Source organism: Stappia sp. TSB10P1A (assembly GCF_900185725.1).
GTDB lineage: Bacteria > Pseudomonadota > Alphaproteobacteria > Rhizobiales > Stappiaceae > Stappia.
Genome location: NZ_FYAU01000016.1, coordinates 252,913 through 269,088 on the forward strand (window position 1 = coordinate 252,913; position 16,176 = coordinate 269,088).

The window sequence follows — 16,176 nt, forward strand, 5'->3', positions numbered from 1 at the left end:
ACTGCGCCTCAGATCCGGTCGAGCCAGATGGAAAAGCCGGTCGCCGGGATATGGGTCTCGGCGCCAAGCAGGGCGAGCAGGCGGTCGTAGCGGCCGCCGCCGACGATCTGGCCTGCCGCTTTGCGCGAGGCCGAATGAATTTCGAAGACGAAGCCGGTGTAGTAATCGAGCCGGCGGCCGAAATCGGCGGAAAACTCGAGGTTCCCCACATCGACGCCAGCCGCCTCCAGCGCGTCCAGCCGGGCGGTGAAGCCGGCAAGCGCGGCAGCCAGATCGAGCCCCGAGCGGGTCGCGAAAGCCTCCAGCGCCGTCACCGCCTCGCGCGGACGGCCACGGATCGACAGGAACGCGGAGAGCAGCTCCGCCGCCCGGTCGGTGCCGCTGTCATGGGTGGCAAGCGCCGCCTGCTCCAGCAGCCGGCCGGCAATGTCGGCGGCGCTGCGGCCGGCGATCGGGCGCAGGCCGGAAAGCCGCAGCAGCTCGGCAACGGCCTGCTGCGCGGTTGCGGGATCGACGCCGTCGAGCGCCCGCATCAAGGCGGGGGCCGGCATCGCGCCCTCCGGCACGCCGCCGGTCATGGCGGCGATGGCCGCGTCCAGCCGGTCGCGTTCGCCGAACAGCTCGCCGAGCCGGCGGCGCCACACGGGCGCAAGATCCAGCCCGTCGAGCACGGCGCGGAACAGCGCCTCGTCGCCGATCTGGATCGTCGCATCATTGACGCCGAGCGTTGCAAGGCTCTCCAGCGCCAGCGCCAGCACATGGGCGTCGGCCTCGGCCTCGTCCGGCCGGCCGAAGCACTCGACGCCGGCCTGCATGAACTCGCCCGCGCCCTCGCGGCGCTGGCGGAACACCGGGCCGCAATAGGAATAGCGCGCCGGCGTCGTCGCGCCGGGTCCGTCGAGATGGGCGCGGCAGACCGGGATCGTGTAGTCCGGACGCAGGCACAGCTCCTCGCCGGCCGCATCGGACGTCAGGTACATGCGGCCACGGATGTCTTCGCCGATCAGATCGAGAAACAGGCTGCTCGGCTGCAGGATCGCCGGCTCGACAGTGGGAAAGCCGGCGGTCTCGAACAGGGCGGTCAGGGCCGCGTAGCGCGCGGCCTGCGGCCCGGCGGGGTTCGTGGCGGGGTTCGTGGCGGGGCTCGCGGCGGGGCTCACTGGGCCGCCCCCGCATCGCCGTCCTGCCGGGCGCGGTCCTCGGCCTGCTCGGCCAGCATCCGCCGCACGGTGGCGACGATGTCGGCCTCGGGGATGCTGACCTGCGCCGGGCGGCTCTCGCGCCAGGTGACGTTGTCGGCGATCTCGCCGGAAAGCCGCTTGCCCTCGATCAGATCCTTGATCTGAACGGTGCCCTCGGCCCGTTCGTCGCCGCCCTGGATGATGGCGAGCGGGCAGCCGCGGCGGTCGGCATATTTGAGCTGGTTGCCGAACTTCTTCCAGTTGCCCTGGTACATCTCGGCGCGGATGCCGGCGGCACGCAGCTCCTGCGTCATCTTCTGGTAGCGGGCAAGGCTTTCCGTGTCGCCGTCCATCACCGTGACCAGCACGGGGGCGACGACCTCGTCGGCCTGAAGCTTCTTCAGGTTCTTCAGCGCGCTCATCAGGCGCGAGACGCCGATGGAAAAGCCGGTCGCCGGCACATCGCGTCCGGTGAAGCGCTTGACCAGCCCGTCATAGCGCCCGCCGCCGCCGACAGAGCCGAACTGCACGACCTCGCCCTTCTCGTTGGTAACGTCGAACAGCAGCTCGGCCTCATAGACCGGGCCGGTGTAATATTCGAGCCCGCGGACGACAGAAGGGTCGATCTTGATGCGGTCCGGGCCGTAGCCGGCAGCATCTACCAAGTCGGCAATCTGCGAAAGCTCTTGGTAGCCCTCTAGGGGAATACCTCCCTCGTCCGCGTTGACCAAAAGTGCATGACACAAGAGCCGGTTTGAAAGATAACCCTTTGCATCAGGTGGATTGTTGAAGGAACTTTTCTCCGCTTCGCTAGCAGTCTCATCAGAAGCATAGTCGATAGCAATCTTGTTGATGAAAACTGCTGTCAAAACCTTCTGAATTTGCGCGCTATCCAGTCCGGCACCTTTGGTGAAATCGCCGCTCTCGTCCTTGCGGCCCTCCCCCAAAAGCAGGGCGACCCCTTCCTCTCCAAACTTATCCAGCTTGTCGATTGCCCTGAGAACCGCCAGCTTCTGTTCGGAATCGGTTACGCCTCCAGCTTCTAGTATTCCGTCGAGCACCTTGCGGTTGTTGACGCGGATGACATAGGAGCCGCGCGGGATGCCGAGTGCTTCCATCGTGTCGGCCATCATCATGCACATCTCGGCATCCGCCTGGACGCCCGGCGCGCCGACGCTGTCGGCATCGAACTGCATGAACTGGCGGAACCGGCCCGGCCCCGGCTTCTCGTTGCGGAACACCCAGCCGGCGCGGTAGCTGCGGAACGGAAGCTGGATCTCGTTGATGTTTTCCGCGACATGGCGGGCGAGCGGCGCGGTGAGATCGTAGCGCAGGCTCATCCACTGCTCGTCGTCGTCCTGCACCGAGAAGACGCCGGCATTCGGCCGGTCAGTGTCGGGCAGAAACTTGCCGAGGCAGTCGGTATATTCGAAGGCCGGCGTCTCGACCGGATCGAAGCCGTAGCGCTCGTAGACCTCGCGGATCTTCGCCAGCATCGCCTCGGTGGCGCGGATGTCGGCGGCCGAGCGGTCGACGAAGCCGCGCGGCAGGCGGGCCTTCAGCTTGGACGGTGTGTTCTTGGCCATCGGCGTATCGGAATCCATCGCGGGCGCGCGCCTTTTTCAAACATGGTCAAAAAGGAGTGCGCGATCTTGCAGTTGCCGGTTTCCTAGACGAAACGGCCCGCGCGGGCAAGGATGGCGGGGAGAGTGCCGCCGGCGCGCGCGGGGCGCCGCGGCGGATCGGCGCTTGCATTCGGGGGCGTTCCGACTATGGTCCCGCGCGGTTCCGCCGCAGTGGCTCTCGGGTCGCGGGCGGTCAAACAGACCGGATCCCCTTGATGTTCGGAGTTCCCATGCCGGGTGACGGCATTCTGCAGACGGGCGAGGCCAGCGAAACGGCGCCGCTTGGCGCAGCGCGGCTTTCCGTCGTGCTGCCGACCTATAACGAGCGCGACAACCTGCCCGTCCTGATCGACCGGCTCGACGCCGCGCTGGCCGGCATCGCCTGGGAGGCGATCGTCGTCGACGACAATTCGCCCGACGGCACCGCGGATGTCGCCCGCGCCATCGCCGCGCGCGACCCGCGCGTTCGCGTCATCCGCCGGGTGGGGCGGCGCGGCCTGTCGGGCGCCTGCGTCGAGGGGATGCTCGCCTCCTCCGCCGACTATGTGGCGGTGATGGATGCCGACCTGCAGCATGACGAGACCCTGCTGCCGAAGATGCTGGCGGCGCTGTCCAACGGCGCGGCCGATCTTGCGGTGGCCAGCCGCCATGTGGAAGGCGGCGACGTCGGCACCGGGCTTTCCGGCGTGCGCGCCTCCGGCTCCGGCCTTGCCAACCGGCTGGCGAGGGTGCTGCTGAAGGTGACCCTGTCCGACCCGATGAGCGGCTTCTTCATGATCCGCCGCACCGAGGTGGAGCGGCTGGCGCCCGGCCTCTCGTCGCAGGGCTTCAAGATCCTGCTCGACATCGTCGCCACCGCGCGCGGCTCCTTGCGCATCGTCGAGCTTCCCTTCGTCTTCCGAGAGCGCCTGCATGGCGAGAGCAAGCTCGACACGCTGGTGGCGCTCGACTTTCTGGGGCTCGTCTTGTCCAAGCTCGTCGGCGACCTGGTCTCGATCCGCTTCCTGATGTTCATGCTGGTCGGCGCGTCGGGCGTCGTCGTGCATATGGCGGCGCTGTTCGCGCTGCTGGAGATCGGCGGCCTCTCCTTCCCGGTGGCGCAGACGGCGGCGACCTTCGTCGCCATGACCACCAATTTCTGGCTCAACAACCGCCTGACCTATCGCGACCGGCGGCTGCGCGGCTTCGCGGCCCTGCGCGGCCTCTTGACCTTCTATGTGGTGTGCAGCGTCGGCGTCGTCGCCAATGTCGGCGTCGCCTCGCTGGTCTATCAGGAGGATGCCGGGCGCATCCTGGTCGGGCTCGCCGGCCTTGCCGGCGCGGTGATGGGCGCGGTGTGGAACTATGCGGCAAGCTCGGTGCTGACCTGGCGCAAGGCGTAAAGCCGCCTACGGCGCCCTGAAGCGCGACAAGGACGACGAGATGGCCGGACACGCTCCCAACAGCCAGACGCGACAGGCGAGCGGCGCGGCGGCGCAGGCGCTGCCCCTGTGGCTGCGCCCCCTGCCTCTTGCCCTGCTGGTCGCCGCCCTCACCGCTCTGCGGCTGCTGGTCGCCGCCAAGGCCGGCCTTGCCGAGGACGAGGCCTATTACCGGCTCTGGGGGCTGCATCCTGCCACCGGCTATTACGATCACCCGCCGATGGTCGCCTGGTTCGCCTTCCTCGGCCAGTCGCTGTTCGGCGACACCGCGCTCGGCCTGCGGTTCCTCTCCGTGCTGTCGGCTGCCATCGGCTCGGCGGCGATCTGGCGCACCGGCCTGCTGCTCTATGGCGCGCGCGAGGCCGGCTATGCGGTGCTGTTCCTCAATGCCAGCCTGCTGATCGGTGCCGGCAGCCTGCTGGCGACGCCGGACGCGGCGTCCGTGCTGTTCTGGGGTCTTGCCCTCTGGGCGCTGGCCGAGCTGACCGCGAGCGAGAACCCGTGGTGGTGGCTCGCCGTCGGCCTGTTCGCCGGGCTCGGGCTCAATGCCAAGTATTCGGTTCTGTTTCTCGGCGCCGGCATCGTGCTCCATCTCGTCTTCGTGCCGCAGGCGCGGCGCTGGTGGGGTGCCTGGCAGCTCTGGGCCGGCGGGCTGCTGGCCATCGCCCTAGTGCTGCCGGTGATCGGCTGGAACGCGGCGCATGACTGGGCCTCCTTCGGCAAGCAGTTCGGCCGCGCCGTGCCGGAGGGCTGGAGCACGCGCTATCTGCCGGAATTCGTCGGTGCGGTGGTCGGCCTTGCCAATCCGCTGGTGGCGGTGCTGGCCGGCATCGGCCTGGTGCGGATCGCCCGCGCGGCCCTGCGGGGCGAGCCGGCGGGCGGCCTGCTGCTGTGGACCAGCCTGCCTTTCGTCGTCTACCTCTTGGCGCATTCGCTGCATTCGCGGGTGCAGGGCAACTGGCCGGCGCCGCTGTTTCCGGTGATCGCCCTTGCCGCCGCGCTGATTGCCGCCCGGCCGCCGGCATGGCCCGGTGTGCGGGTCTGGCAGCGGTTTTCGGCCGTCGCGATCGCCCTAGGGCTTGCCGTGTCGCTGATCGTCTATGTCCACGCAGTCGTGCCGCTGACCGGCGCCCTCGCCCGCAAGGATCCGACGCATCAGATCCGCGGCTGGGCGGAGATCGGCGCGGAATTGCAACGGCTTGCGGCCGAGCAGGAGGCGGCTTGGATCGCCACCGACGCCTATGGCCTCAACGCGCAGCTTGCCTGGCAGCTCGACCGGGCGATGCCGGTGGAACAGGTCGACCAGCGCATCCGCTACGCGATGCGGCCCGATCCGGATCCCGAGCGTGTCGCCCGCCCTGCCCTCTTCATCGCCCAGGAGCGGCGCGATCCGGGCACGGAGCGCCTGTCGACCCGCTTTGCCGAAGTCGAGCAGATCGCCGTGCTGACCCGTCGGTCGGACGGCACGCCGGTCGAACGCCTTGTCGTCTACCGGGTGGCCGAGCCGCATGCCGGCACGCCGTTCGACCCGGTCTACCCGCTTCCCTGAGCCGCCCCGCAAGCCGAGCCGGCAAAATTGACACTGGTGCCGGCCGGCCCGCCGCTGCATAGAATTCCGCCATGAAACGGATCCTTCTCACCTCACCGGACTACGGCCTGGCCTTCGGCGTCGACAGGGCCCTGCGCGAGCTGATCTCGGCCGGCGCGCTGTCCGCCGTGGGGTGTCTCGTCGTCTCCGACCTGTGGTCGCGCGAATACCTGCCGCTGCGCGATACGGTCGACAGCGTGCGCCACCGGACCCTGGTCGGCCTGACGCTGACGCTCACCCATCCTTTCGCGCCGCTGTCGATGCGCGCGCGCAGCCAGTTCGGCAACCGGTTTCCAAAGGCGCGCTGGTGGCGCTGGTGGGGGGCGCTGCGGCTGCTGCCCGACGAGATGCTGGCGGAGGAGGTCGAGGCGCAGATCACCTGTTTCGAGGAGTTCTACCAGCGTCCGGCAGACTTCCTGCATGTGGCGGAGGACCTGCTCGCCGTTCCCGCCCTCGCCCGGGTGGTGCTGAAGCAGGTGGCCCTGCGCCGCTGGCCGCCGCGCATCGTGATGCCGCAACTCAGCCCGCGCGCCGCCGCGCGCTTCACCCGCGATGCGCGCGATGCCGGTCTCAAGGTGCTGGAGCGCGGCCCCGACTTTCCCGAGGCCATCGACCAGGGGGCCCATGCCCAGCATCTGCGGCGCGGGCTCGACGGGCTCGCCGACCGCACCGTCGTGTTCTGCCAGCCGGGCGAGATCGACGACCGGCTGCGGCGGGCGGAACCGCGCGCCCGGCTCGATACGCGCAGCGCCCAGTTCGCCTTCTTCCGCGGGGATACGTTCCCGCTGCTGCTGATGGAAAAGGACATTTTCCTGTATTGACGCGCGGCCCGAAGGCCAGAAACGCGAAAACCGGCCCCCCGCGGGGATGGGGGGCCGGTTTTTCGGGAGGGGCGCTGCCAGGTCAGGAGAGCAGCGCCTGTTGTCCTTGATATAGGGGCGCGGCGGTCCGGTTACAGTGACGACGGTCACATAATCGCTTTGCTGCGGGCGAAACCGCCGTACAATGGCGCAACGGGGCCATTCCGGTCCGGCGCGACGGGGCAGTCGCACCGGCGCATCCTCCAGTTCATGCGGCATTCATGCGCCAGCCCCGACACTGCGCGTCCATCGTGGCGACGAATCGAGGCAGGACACATGGTCGAACTGAGGAACTTCCTCGAGAACAGCTTCTCCATGGAGGGGCTCGACTGCAATCTCGCCGCCGGTCTCGCCGCGCTGGCGCGGCCGATGTCGGTGAAGCCGGGCGCCATCCTGTTCGAGTCCGGCGATCCCGGCAACGGCTGCTACGCGATCCTGGAAGGCTCGCTCAAGGTCTCGATCGTCAGCGTCGAGGGCGACGAGCAGTTGCTGGCCGTGCTCGGCCCCGGCGCCATCGTCGGCGAGCTCGCCCTGCTCGACGGACGGGCGCGCTCGGCCACCGTCACCGCGCTGAAGCCGACCCGCCTCGCCTTCATCGAGAAGCACGCCTTCGAGCGCTTCGCCGACGAGAACCCGGCGCTCTACCGCCACATGCTCTACATCGTCGGCCAGCGGCTGCGCCAGGCCAACGACGTGCTGGCGGCCCGTTCCTTCCTGCCGCTGCCCGGCCGCGTCGCCCAGACGCTGCTGCAGCTCGCCGACACGTTCGGCAAGCCGGTCGACAAGGACCGCATCCTGATCCACTACAAGCTGTCGCAGGCCGACATCGCCAACATGGCGGGGGCGGCGCGCGAAAACGTCAGCCGCGTCCTCAACGACTGGAAGCGCGCCGGTACGATCAGCCGCATTTCCGGCTATTACTGCCTGGAAAAGCCGGACTGGCTGCGCCGCGCCTCGGCGCTGTAGGAGCCTGCCTGTTGCGGGGCGCCCGCCCTTGGCATTCGCGCTGAAACATGTGACATTTCAAGTAACTGGCGCGAGGGGGGCTTCAGTCTCCCGCGCACAGTCCCGCCCCGTTTGCCGCCGGCCGGCCCTGCGCCCGCACAGCCGGCGGCCCAGCCCCAAGGGTTCCGCCGATGTCGTCACAAGAGCTGCTCGAACTGTCCGCCGTCGAGCTTTCGCGCAAGATCCATGGCCGCGACGTGTCGGCCCGCGAGGTGATGGAGGCGACGCTGGCGCGGATCGAGGCGGTCAATCCGGCGATCAACGCCATCGTCTCGCTGCGCGACGGCGATGTGCTGCTGGCCGAGGCGGAGGCGGCGGACGTCGAGCTCAGTGAGGGGCGCTCGCGCGGGGTGCTGCACGGAATCCCGCAGGCGATCAAGGACCTGGCGATGACCGCCGGCATTCCGACGACGATGGGCTCGCCGGTCTTCGCCCGCCAGGTGCCGGAGGAGGACGGCATCCAGGTGGCGCGCATCCGGGCGGCCGGCGGCCTCTTCATCGGCAAGACCAACGTGCCGGAATTCGGCCTCGGCTCGCATACCTACAACCCGCTGTTCGGGCCGACGCGCAACCCCTACGACAGGACGCGCAGCGCCGGCGGCTCCAGCGGCGGGGCGGCGGCGGCGCTGGCCGCGCGCCTGCTGGTGGTGGCGGACGGCAGCGACATGATGGGATCGCTGCGCAATCCGGCCGGTTTCTGCAACGTGCTGGGCATGCGGCCGAGCTACGGCCGGGTGCCGTCGGGACCGGGGCCGGAGAGCTTCTTCGACACGATGGCGACGGAAGGGCCGATGGCGCGCAGCGTCGACGATCTGGCGCTGCTGCTGTCGGTGCAGGCCGGGTACGACCCGCGCGCGCCGCAATCGCTGCCGGGCGACGGGTCCGAATTCGTGCCGCCGATCCGGTCCGACATTGCCGGTCTCAGGGTCGGTTGGCTCGGCGATCTTGGCGGACATCTGCCGTTCGAGCCGGGACTGCTGGAGCTGTGCCGGGCCGCGGTCGACGTCTTCGCCGGGCTCGGCTGCCGGGTCGAGGAGCCGGTGCCGGGCTTCGATCCGGAGCGGATTTTTCAGGCCTGGGCGGATCTGCGGAGCTGGCGGGTCGCCGGAAAGCTCGGCGGCCTCTATGAAGCGGCGGCGACCCGCGACAAGCTGAAACCGGCGGCAATCTGGGAAATCGAGCGCGGCCGCGCGCTGGCGCTGGCGCGGCTGGAGGAGGCGAGCGTGGTGCGCAGCGCCTTCCACCGGGCGGTGCTGCGGCTGTTCGAAACGGTCGACATCCTGATCCTGCCGACGGCGCAGGTGTTTCCGTTCGACGTCGATCTCGACTGGCCCAAGGAGGTTGGCGGCCGGGCGATGGACACCTACCACCGCTGGATGGAAGTCGTTGTTCCGGCAAGCCTTCTGGGCCTGCCCGTGGTCGCGGTCCCGGCCGGTTTCTCGGCGTCCGGACTGCCGGCGGGCCTCCAGATCATCGGCCGACCGCGCGACGATCTCGGCGTCTTGCGGGCGGCGAAAGCCTATGAGCAGGCGACCGACTGGCTGGCGCGCAAGCCGGCGCTTTGACGCAAAAAAGAGGCCGCTCCGGGGGAGAGCGGCCTCCGGGCCGGTCGGCCGATCGGGCAGGCGTTCCGGCTGAGACCGAGAGCGTTTGGTCGAGCGGCAGATCGGGATTGCCGTCGCGCTTTCGATCTCAAAGGTTTTTACGCGGGGACGGCGGCGATAGATCACGCCCTTGCGGAAAGCTGCTGAAGTAGGCGCCAACCGCTTGTTCGGTAAAGACAATCCGAATTGAGAATTTTCGAGACGGATTTTGCAAAATTTTGAGAAATTTTGCGTTTTCCGGTCCAAACCCGTCTCAATTTTCTCGAAATCGGCGCGCGGCGGGCATTCCGGCCCGCAATAGCGACTTGTCCCCGCCGCGCAGCGCGAGCGGCAAAAACCTTATCCCCGCCTGCCGCCGGTGTGAGATAGTGTCATGAGATAGTGTCACGAGATCGTGTCACTCGCGACGGTCGGCGTAGTTCGCCTCTTCCTCGTAATAGGCGTCGAAGCCGACCGCCTTGCGCAGGGAGGCGAAGTCGAGCAGCGCCGCGTCGGGATGCTGGCCGGCCTTGATCACCTGCAGCGCCTCCTGCATGGCGCGGGTCACGGCGGAGAGCAGGGTCAGCGGATAGGCGGCGAGCCGGTAGCCGATGCGCTCAAGCTCGGCATGGGGCAGAAGCGGCGTGGCGCCGCCCTCGACGAGATTGGCCATGTGGATGCCGGGCACCTCGCGGCAGATCCGCTCCATCTCCTCGACGGACTGCGGCGCCTCGACGAAGAGCAGGTCGGCGCCGGCCTCGCGGAAGGCGGCGGCGCGCTCCAGCGCCTCGTCGAGCCCGTGGCCGTGGCGGGCGTCGGTGCGGGCGAGGATGAGGATGTCGGCGCCCTCCTCGCGGGCATCGACCGCCGCCTTGATGCGGTTGACGGCCTCGGTGCGGTCGACGACCAGCTTGCCACGGGTGTGGCCGCAGCGCTTGGGCGCGACCTGGTCCTCGATCATGATCGCGGCAAAGCCGGCCTGGGCGTAGCCGCGCACGGTGCGCTTGACGTTGAGCGCATTGCCATAGCCGGTGTCGCCGTCGCCGATCACCAGCGCGCCGGTCGCCGCGCAGACATTGCGGCCGGTGTCGACCATCTCGCCATAGGAGATGAGGCCGGTGTCGGGCGCGCCGATGCGGGCGGCGGAGACGGCAAAGCCCGACATGAAGGTGACGGGAAAGCCGGCATCGCCGATCAGCTTGGCCGACAGGCCGTCGAAGCAGCAGGGCATGACCGTGAGCGGGGTCGCGGCAAGATGGGCGCGCAGGCGCGCGGCGGGAGAGGACATGGACATGCCTTTCAGTCAGGAACCGGGCGGCGGAAACCGGGCAGCAGAAACCGGGCGGGGCGCCTACAGCCGGAAGGGAATGTAGAGCGCGATGCCGGGCCACCAGAAGATGGCGGCGGCGCAGACCAGCATGATCACGAGGAACGGCAGCACGCCGGAGGCGACCTCGCCCATGCTGGCCTTGCCGACCGCCTGTATCACATAGAGATTGAGCCCGACGGGTGGGGTGATCAGCGCGCATTCGATCATGATGACGAAGAAGACGCCAAACCAGACCGGATCGATGCCGAGCGCCATCAGCGCGCCGGAGAGCACCGGCACCATGATCAGGATCATCGACAGGGATTCCAGGAACAGGCCCATGACCAGCAGCACCAGGGCGACCACCAGCACGAACATGCCGGCGGTCGAGATGTGGTCGGACAGGAACAGCGAGATGTCCTGGGGAATGCGATAGAGGGTGATCGCCTTGCCGAAGACCTTGGCGCCGGCGACGATCAGCAGGATCGCCACCGTCGTCGTCATCGCCTCGGCGACCGCGTCGCGGAATTTCGGCCAGTCGAGGGTGCGCAGGATCGGCCCGACCACGACCAGCGAGCCGAGGAAGCCGACGGCCGCCGCCTCGGTGGGCGTGAAGATGCCGAGATAGATGCCGGAGATCACCAGGCCGGCGAGCAGCACGGTCGGCAGGGCGCGGATCGCGGTGCGGCGGCGCTCGTCCCAGCTTGCCTTGGGGCTCGGCTGGTAGTCGGCGGCAAAGCTCGCATAGAGCACCGACCAGACGATGAACAGCGCCATCAGCAGCAGGCCCGGCCCGACGCCGGCCAGGAACAGGGCGATGATCGATTCCTCGGTGATGACGCCATAGACGATCATCGGGATCGACGGCGGAATGAGAATGCCGAGCGTGCCGCCGGCGGCCAGCAGGCCGAGCACGAAGCGGCGCGGATAGCCGCGCGAGGTCATTTCCGGGATCGCCACGGTGCCGATGGTGGCGGCGGTGGCGACCGAGGAGCCGGAGATCGCCGCGAAGACGCCGCAGGACAGGATGGTGGCGATGGCGAGCCCGCCCGGCCAGTGGCCGACCCAGGCCTGCACGGCGGCGAAGAGATCGCGCCCGACGCCGCCCTTCAGCAGCACGTTGGACATCAACAGGAACAGCGGCACGGCGATCAGCACGAAACTGTCGGCCGCCGACAGCAGCCCCTGCGGCACCATCAGCGGCGAGAAGCCGCCGAAATAGAGCAGGCCGAAGCCGAGGCCGGCCAGGGTGAAGGCGACCGGCACACCGACCAGCAGCAGCGCGAACAGCGCCAGGAGGATGAGAATGGTGGTCATCGTCTAGTGCTCTACCGAACCGCGGGGAAGACTTTCGGCCCCGCCGGTGGCGACGCGCAGCGCCTCGACCAGCGCCTGCAGGCCGAGCAGGGCGAAGCACAGCGGCAGCGAGACCTGCGCCCACCAGGCCGGCAGGTTGAGCATGGAGCCGGTGGTGCGGCCGCGCTGGAACGAGTCCCAGGCGATGCCGCCGCCGTCGCGGACGATGACCGCCGCCAGCGCGGCGATGAACAGCAGCACGAACACTTCCTGCACCTGGCGCAGGCGCGGCGACAGCATGTCGGTCAACAGGGTGATGGTGATGTGCTGGCGGCGATGCAGCAGGATGGCGGCGCCGCCGAAGGTCGCCCAGACCAGCAGCATGCGCGACAGTTCCTCGGCCCAGATGGTCGGCGCGATGAAGACATAGCGCATCACCACCTCGTAGCCGAGCATCAGGGCGGTGGCGAAATAGGCCCATCCGGCGACCGTCCCGAACAGGCGGGAGACGGCGTCGATCACACGCAGCATCGGCGGCAACCCCAGTTTTTGCGGAAGATCCGGGAGCGCCGGGGCGGAACGGGCCGCCCCGGCGCAGATGTCGGACAGGCGATCAGTCGTTGAGGGCGCGGGCGGCGGCCAGCACCCTGGCGCCGAGCTCGCCCGAATCGGCGAGGAACTGGTCGTAGACCGGCTGCGCCGACGCCTTCCAGGCCTCGATCTCCTCGGCGGTCGGCTCATAGACGGTCATGCCGTTCTCGAGCGCGGCCTTGTAGGAGGTGGCCTCGATATCGGCCATGCGGTCGCGCACGTCGGTCTCGGCGAACAGCGCCGCCTCGTTGATCCAGGCGCGGTGCTGCTCCGGCAGGCCCTGCCAGAACCGCTCGTTGACGACGACGATGAACTCGATGTCGGCATTGTTGGTGACGGTGATCGTGTCCATCACCTCCCACAGGCGCCGGGCATCGACGCCGGACACGCCGGTCATGCCGACATCGACGGTGCCGCGCTGATAGGCGATGTACTGCTCCGAGCCGGAGACCATGGTTGGCGCGCCGCCGGCGGCCTTGATCCATTCGCCGAGGGTCTTGCCGAAGACGCGGACCTTCTTGCCCTTGAGGTCGGCCGGGGTGCGGATCGGGCCACCCTTCGACAGCAGCACGGAGCCGCCATAGGCCTGCCACCACAGGACGCGGGCGCCGGTGTCCAGGATCGCCTCGTCGAGCGGCCCGCGCACCGGGCTGCCCGGCGCCACCGCCTTGCGCACCAGCTCGTCGCTGTTGAGCAGGAACGGCATGTAGAAGACGTCGACCGCCGGCACGTCGCCGACATAGCGGGTCAGCGAGGCGACGCCCATCTCGATGGAGCCGGAGCCGACCGCCTGCGGCACCTCGTCGTCCTTGTAGAGCTGGGCGGAATCGTAGATCTCGACCTTGATGTCGCCGCCGGAGATCTCTTCCACCTTCTGCTTGAAGATGGAGAGATTCTCGCCGAGATGGCTCTTCATCGGCAGTTGCAGCGTGATGCGCAAGGTGGTGGTGTCGGCAAGGGCCGCGGACGCGGTCAGCGCCAGGCCGGCGGCAAGGCCGATGGCATAACGGGCAAGTTTCATCTCAGTCCTCCCCAGGGGCGGCTCCCGGCGCGCCCGCAAGCGGCACCGTTCGAACGGCACCTGTCGTTGCGGCCGGATCGCCCTGCGTCGTGCGGCGCGGCCCGGCCAGTTGGATCCACGCATCGCGGGCCGGCAACCGCTGCCGGTTTCCGGGCCGATGCTGTCGGGGCACGGCTGCGAGGCGGACAGGGCGAGAGGGGCAAAACCGCAAGCCCCGTGGCCGCCGCCTCATGGCAAGCCCTTGTGGCAAATGCGATGTCAGCTAAGCCGATGCGACGGGCCGGTGCAACCTCGTTGTGATCGCAGCCGCAACTCGGCATGGGATAGCCGGCGGGGGATGGCGGGTGTGGCGGTGGCGGTGGGGGGATGGCGGGTGTGGCGGGGGATCGCGGCGCTGGCGGGTGTGGCAGCGGTCAGGCACGAGAGGCGGGCGGCGGAAGGCCTCAGGCTGCCGCTTTCGCAAGACCATGAGACCCAGCGGATACTGGATACCCGCCTTCGCGGGTATGACAGCCGTGGAGTGGAGCGAACACCTTCCGTCTCACGCCCGCCTGACGGCGCTTGCCGTATCCATCCCCACGACCGTCGTGGCTCGCCGGTCCCGGCTCGGCGCTGGCGCGCCGTCCGGGAAGACGCCGGAGAGGTGGGAGCCGGCAAAACGGCAGCAGCGAGTGGAGCGACACGCCGTCCCGCCTCACGCCGGCTGAGGGTGCCAATGGGTCCCGGCTCTGCGCTGCGCGCGGCCGGGATGACCTTCCGAGGGGGAGGCGAGGACTGAGCATCCTCTCGGGCATCACCCCCGGTCGCACGCAAGCACGCGCCGGTCACCCCACCCACGGATGTCACCCCGGCCGCAGGCGAAGCCGGAGAGCCGGGGTCTATTGGCTGCCAGAGCGGCGGCGGGGACGCGGCGAACCGTCGTCTGGCCGGCTCTGCGCTGCGCGCGGCCGGGACAGCCGAGGGGGAGGAAAGGCCGCGCCTTACGTCGGGCGGACCAGCGCCTGCCGCTGCCGCTCGACCTCCTCGCGCACGCAGCAGCCCTCGAGATGGTCGTTGACCAGCCCCATGGCCTGCATGAAGGCATAGACGGTGGTGGGGCCGACGAAGCTCCAGCCGCGCTTCTTGAGGTCCTTCGACAGGGCGCGGGAGGCCGCCGTCTGGGCGAGCACCGAGAGCGAGGCATGGTCGCAGCGCTCGGGCCGGTCCTGCGGTCCGGGCTCGAAGCTCCAGACATAGGCGGCGAGCGAGCCGCGCTCGGCCGCAAGATCGCAGGCGCGGCGGGCATTGTTGATGGTCGAGACGATCTTGCCGCGATGGCGGACGATGCCGGCGTCCTGCAGCAGCCGCTCGACATCGGCCTCGCCAAAGCGGGCCACCGCCTCGAAGTCGAAACCGGCGAAGGCGGCGCGGAAGCTCTCGCGCTTGCGCAGGATGGTCAGCCAGGACAGGCCCGACTGGAACCCCTCAAGGCAGAGCTTTTCGAACAGGCGCCGGTCGTCGGTGACCGGGCGGCCCCATTCCGTGTCGTGATAGGCGAGATAATCCGGCTTGTTGCCATGCCACCAGCAGCGGCAGCGGCCGTCCTCGCCGCGCAGCAGGCCGGGCGGAAGATCGTCCTGCGCCGCCGCCCCGCCGGTGTCGAAAGCCTCGCTCATCATCCCTCCCCGGCCCGCGGCCGCGCCAATCGTTCGCTCTTTGTTCTTGATAGCAGGAACGGCAAGGCTTGTGAAGCGATGCCATTTTTTCGCTCGCGCCGGACTCACTGCGGTCGCCGGCTCCGCGGGGCGGGCGTCGCGATGGCGACGGGGCACGGGATGGCGGGGTCCGCGATCAGGCGAACAGGGCGTCGATGTCGTCCTGGCTGGCGACGCCGTCGTCGGTGTCCAGCGAGGGGCCGTTGAGCAGGGCGGCGTCGCCCTCGCGCACGGCGCGCTCGTCCGGCTCGATCGTCTTGAAGGTCTCGATGCCGCCCCAGATGTCCATCATCCGGATGATGCGGTCCTCGATGAAGCGCAGCGTGGTGATGACCTTGTTGATGCGCTGGCCGGTGAGGTCCTGGAAGTTGCAGGACTCGAAGATCTGGACGACCTTCTCCTGGATGTCGTTGGCAAGATCCGCGTCCTGACCGCGCAGGCGCGCGGCCAGCGTGTTGGCCGTCTCGTCGATGAACTCGGCCGCCGAGAGAATGCTCTCCGTCGCCCCTTCGGTGCCGTGGACCACCGCGTCGAGCTCGTTGGTGACCCGGTTCATCTCCTGGCCTTCATGGCCGGTGGTGTGATGCAGCGTGGCGATCTCGCGCTTGGTCCGGGCGATCGCCTCGTAGATCGAATCGAGCTCGGCCTTCAGCTTCACCGCCTCGCCCAGTTCATGCTTGAACTGCTCGAGCATCTGGTTGCCGACCTCCTCGGGCGGGCGAATCATCGCCTTGATCGAGGCGATTTCCGCCATCAGCGCCCGATACTGGATGTCCGACCCTTGCGCGGAGCCGCTGTCGGCGCTCGACTGCTGCAGGAGGCTCTCGGCTCTAAAGGCTCGTCTGGTGGCCATCATGGTCGGGGTCGTCTCCAGATCTTCTAGGTCAGGCGATGTCGGGACAGGCAATGGGGGCGCCGGACTCCTGCTATAGCCGGCGAGGATTTAAGGAATGGTTCCGGGCATGGCTGCCGCAACGGCATTTTCGACAGGGGGCGAGCTTT

General features: G+C 68.8%; 13 protein-coding genes. 5 read left to right on the top strand and 8 right to left on the bottom strand.

The window, feature by feature from the left end; genetic code table 11:
• Nucleotides 1-8: 8 nt before the first annotated feature.
• The gene (locus TSB10P1A_RS06125) at nucleotides 9-1,160 is read right to left on the bottom strand and encodes an ATP phosphoribosyltransferase regulatory subunit (RefSeq protein WP_186387011.1); all 1,152 of its coding nucleotides are present in this window, start codon (nucleotides 1,158-1,160) and stop codon (nucleotides 9-11) included.
• Nucleotides 1,157-2,767, bottom strand: a complete 1,611-nt coding sequence (hisS, locus tag TSB10P1A_RS06130) for a histidine--tRNA ligase (RefSeq protein WP_186387012.1) — start codon at nucleotides 2,765-2,767, stop codon at nucleotides 1,157-1,159. Before hisS ends, TSB10P1A_RS06125 begins: the two co-directional genes overlap by 4 nt.
• A 269-nt stretch (nucleotides 2,768-3,036) precedes the next feature.
• Here hisS and TSB10P1A_RS06135 point away from each other — a divergent pair, with 269 nt between their 5' ends.
• The 5 genes from TSB10P1A_RS06135 (at nucleotide 3,037) to TSB10P1A_RS06155 (ending at nucleotide 9,245) form a co-directional block, all read left to right on the top strand.
• Nucleotides 3,037-4,188 (top strand): glycosyltransferase family 2 protein, encoded by a 1,152-nt coding sequence (locus TSB10P1A_RS06135; RefSeq protein ID WP_186387122.1) that lies wholly within the window; start codon nucleotides 3,037-3,039, stop codon nucleotides 4,186-4,188.
• Between the two features lie 40 nt (nucleotides 4,189-4,228).
• A complete protein-coding gene (locus TSB10P1A_RS06140) occupies nucleotides 4,229-5,776 on the top strand; it encodes a glycosyltransferase family 39 protein (protein ID WP_186387013.1) in 1,548 nt (515 codons plus the stop codon).
• A 71-nt stretch (nucleotides 5,777-5,847) separates the two neighbouring features.
• Nucleotides 5,848-6,636 (top strand): ChbG/HpnK family deacetylase, encoded by a 789-nt coding sequence (locus TSB10P1A_RS06145; protein WP_186387014.1) that lies wholly within the window; start codon nucleotides 5,848-5,850, stop codon nucleotides 6,634-6,636.
• Nucleotides 6,637-6,951: 315 nt separating this feature from the next.
• On the top strand, nucleotides 6,952-7,641 hold the full coding sequence (locus TSB10P1A_RS06150; RefSeq protein WP_186387015.1) for a Crp/Fnr family transcriptional regulator: 690 nt from the start codon (nucleotides 6,952-6,954) through the stop codon (nucleotides 7,639-7,641).
• 170 nt (nucleotides 7,642-7,811) lie between these two features.
• On the top strand, nucleotides 7,812-9,245 hold the full coding sequence (locus TSB10P1A_RS06155) for an amidase (RefSeq protein WP_186387016.1): 1,434 nt from the start codon (nucleotides 7,812-7,814) through the stop codon (nucleotides 9,243-9,245).
• Between the two features lie 436 nt (nucleotides 9,246-9,681).
• On the opposite strand, the gene TSB10P1A_RS06160 is transcribed toward TSB10P1A_RS06155, so the two are convergent.
• The 6 genes from TSB10P1A_RS06160 to TSB10P1A_RS06185 form a co-directional block, all read right to left on the bottom strand.
• Nucleotides 9,682-10,551: an oxaloacetate decarboxylase gene (locus TSB10P1A_RS06160; protein WP_186387017.1), complete on the bottom strand. Its 870-nt coding sequence runs from the start codon at nucleotides 10,549-10,551 to the stop codon at nucleotides 9,682-9,684.
• A gap of 63 nt (nucleotides 10,552-10,614) precedes the next feature.
• Entirely contained in the window at nucleotides 10,615-11,889 is a 1,275-nt protein-coding gene (locus TSB10P1A_RS06165; RefSeq protein ID WP_186387018.1) for a TRAP transporter large permease, read from the bottom strand.
• A gap of 3 nt (nucleotides 11,890-11,892) precedes the next feature.
• Nucleotides 11,893-12,399 (bottom strand): TRAP transporter small permease, encoded by a 507-nt coding sequence (locus TSB10P1A_RS06170; RefSeq protein WP_186387019.1) that lies wholly within the window; start codon nucleotides 12,397-12,399, stop codon nucleotides 11,893-11,895.
• 82 nt (nucleotides 12,400-12,481) lie between these two features.
• Nucleotides 12,482-13,480, bottom strand: coding sequence for a TRAP transporter substrate-binding protein DctP (gene dctP / locus TSB10P1A_RS06175; RefSeq protein WP_186387020.1), 999 nt, complete (start codon nucleotides 13,478-13,480; stop codon nucleotides 12,482-12,484).
• A 980-nt stretch (nucleotides 13,481-14,460) separates the two neighbouring features.
• A complete protein-coding gene (locus tag TSB10P1A_RS06180) occupies nucleotides 14,461-15,135 on the bottom strand; it encodes a DNA-3-methyladenine glycosylase I (RefSeq protein WP_186387021.1) in 675 nt (224 codons plus the stop codon).
• 175 nt (nucleotides 15,136-15,310) lie between these two features.
• On the bottom strand, nucleotides 15,311-16,030 hold the full coding sequence (locus tag TSB10P1A_RS06185; RefSeq protein WP_186387022.1) for a protein phosphatase CheZ: 720 nt from the start codon (nucleotides 16,028-16,030) through the stop codon (nucleotides 15,311-15,313).
• Nucleotides 16,031-16,176 lie beyond the last annotated feature (146 nt).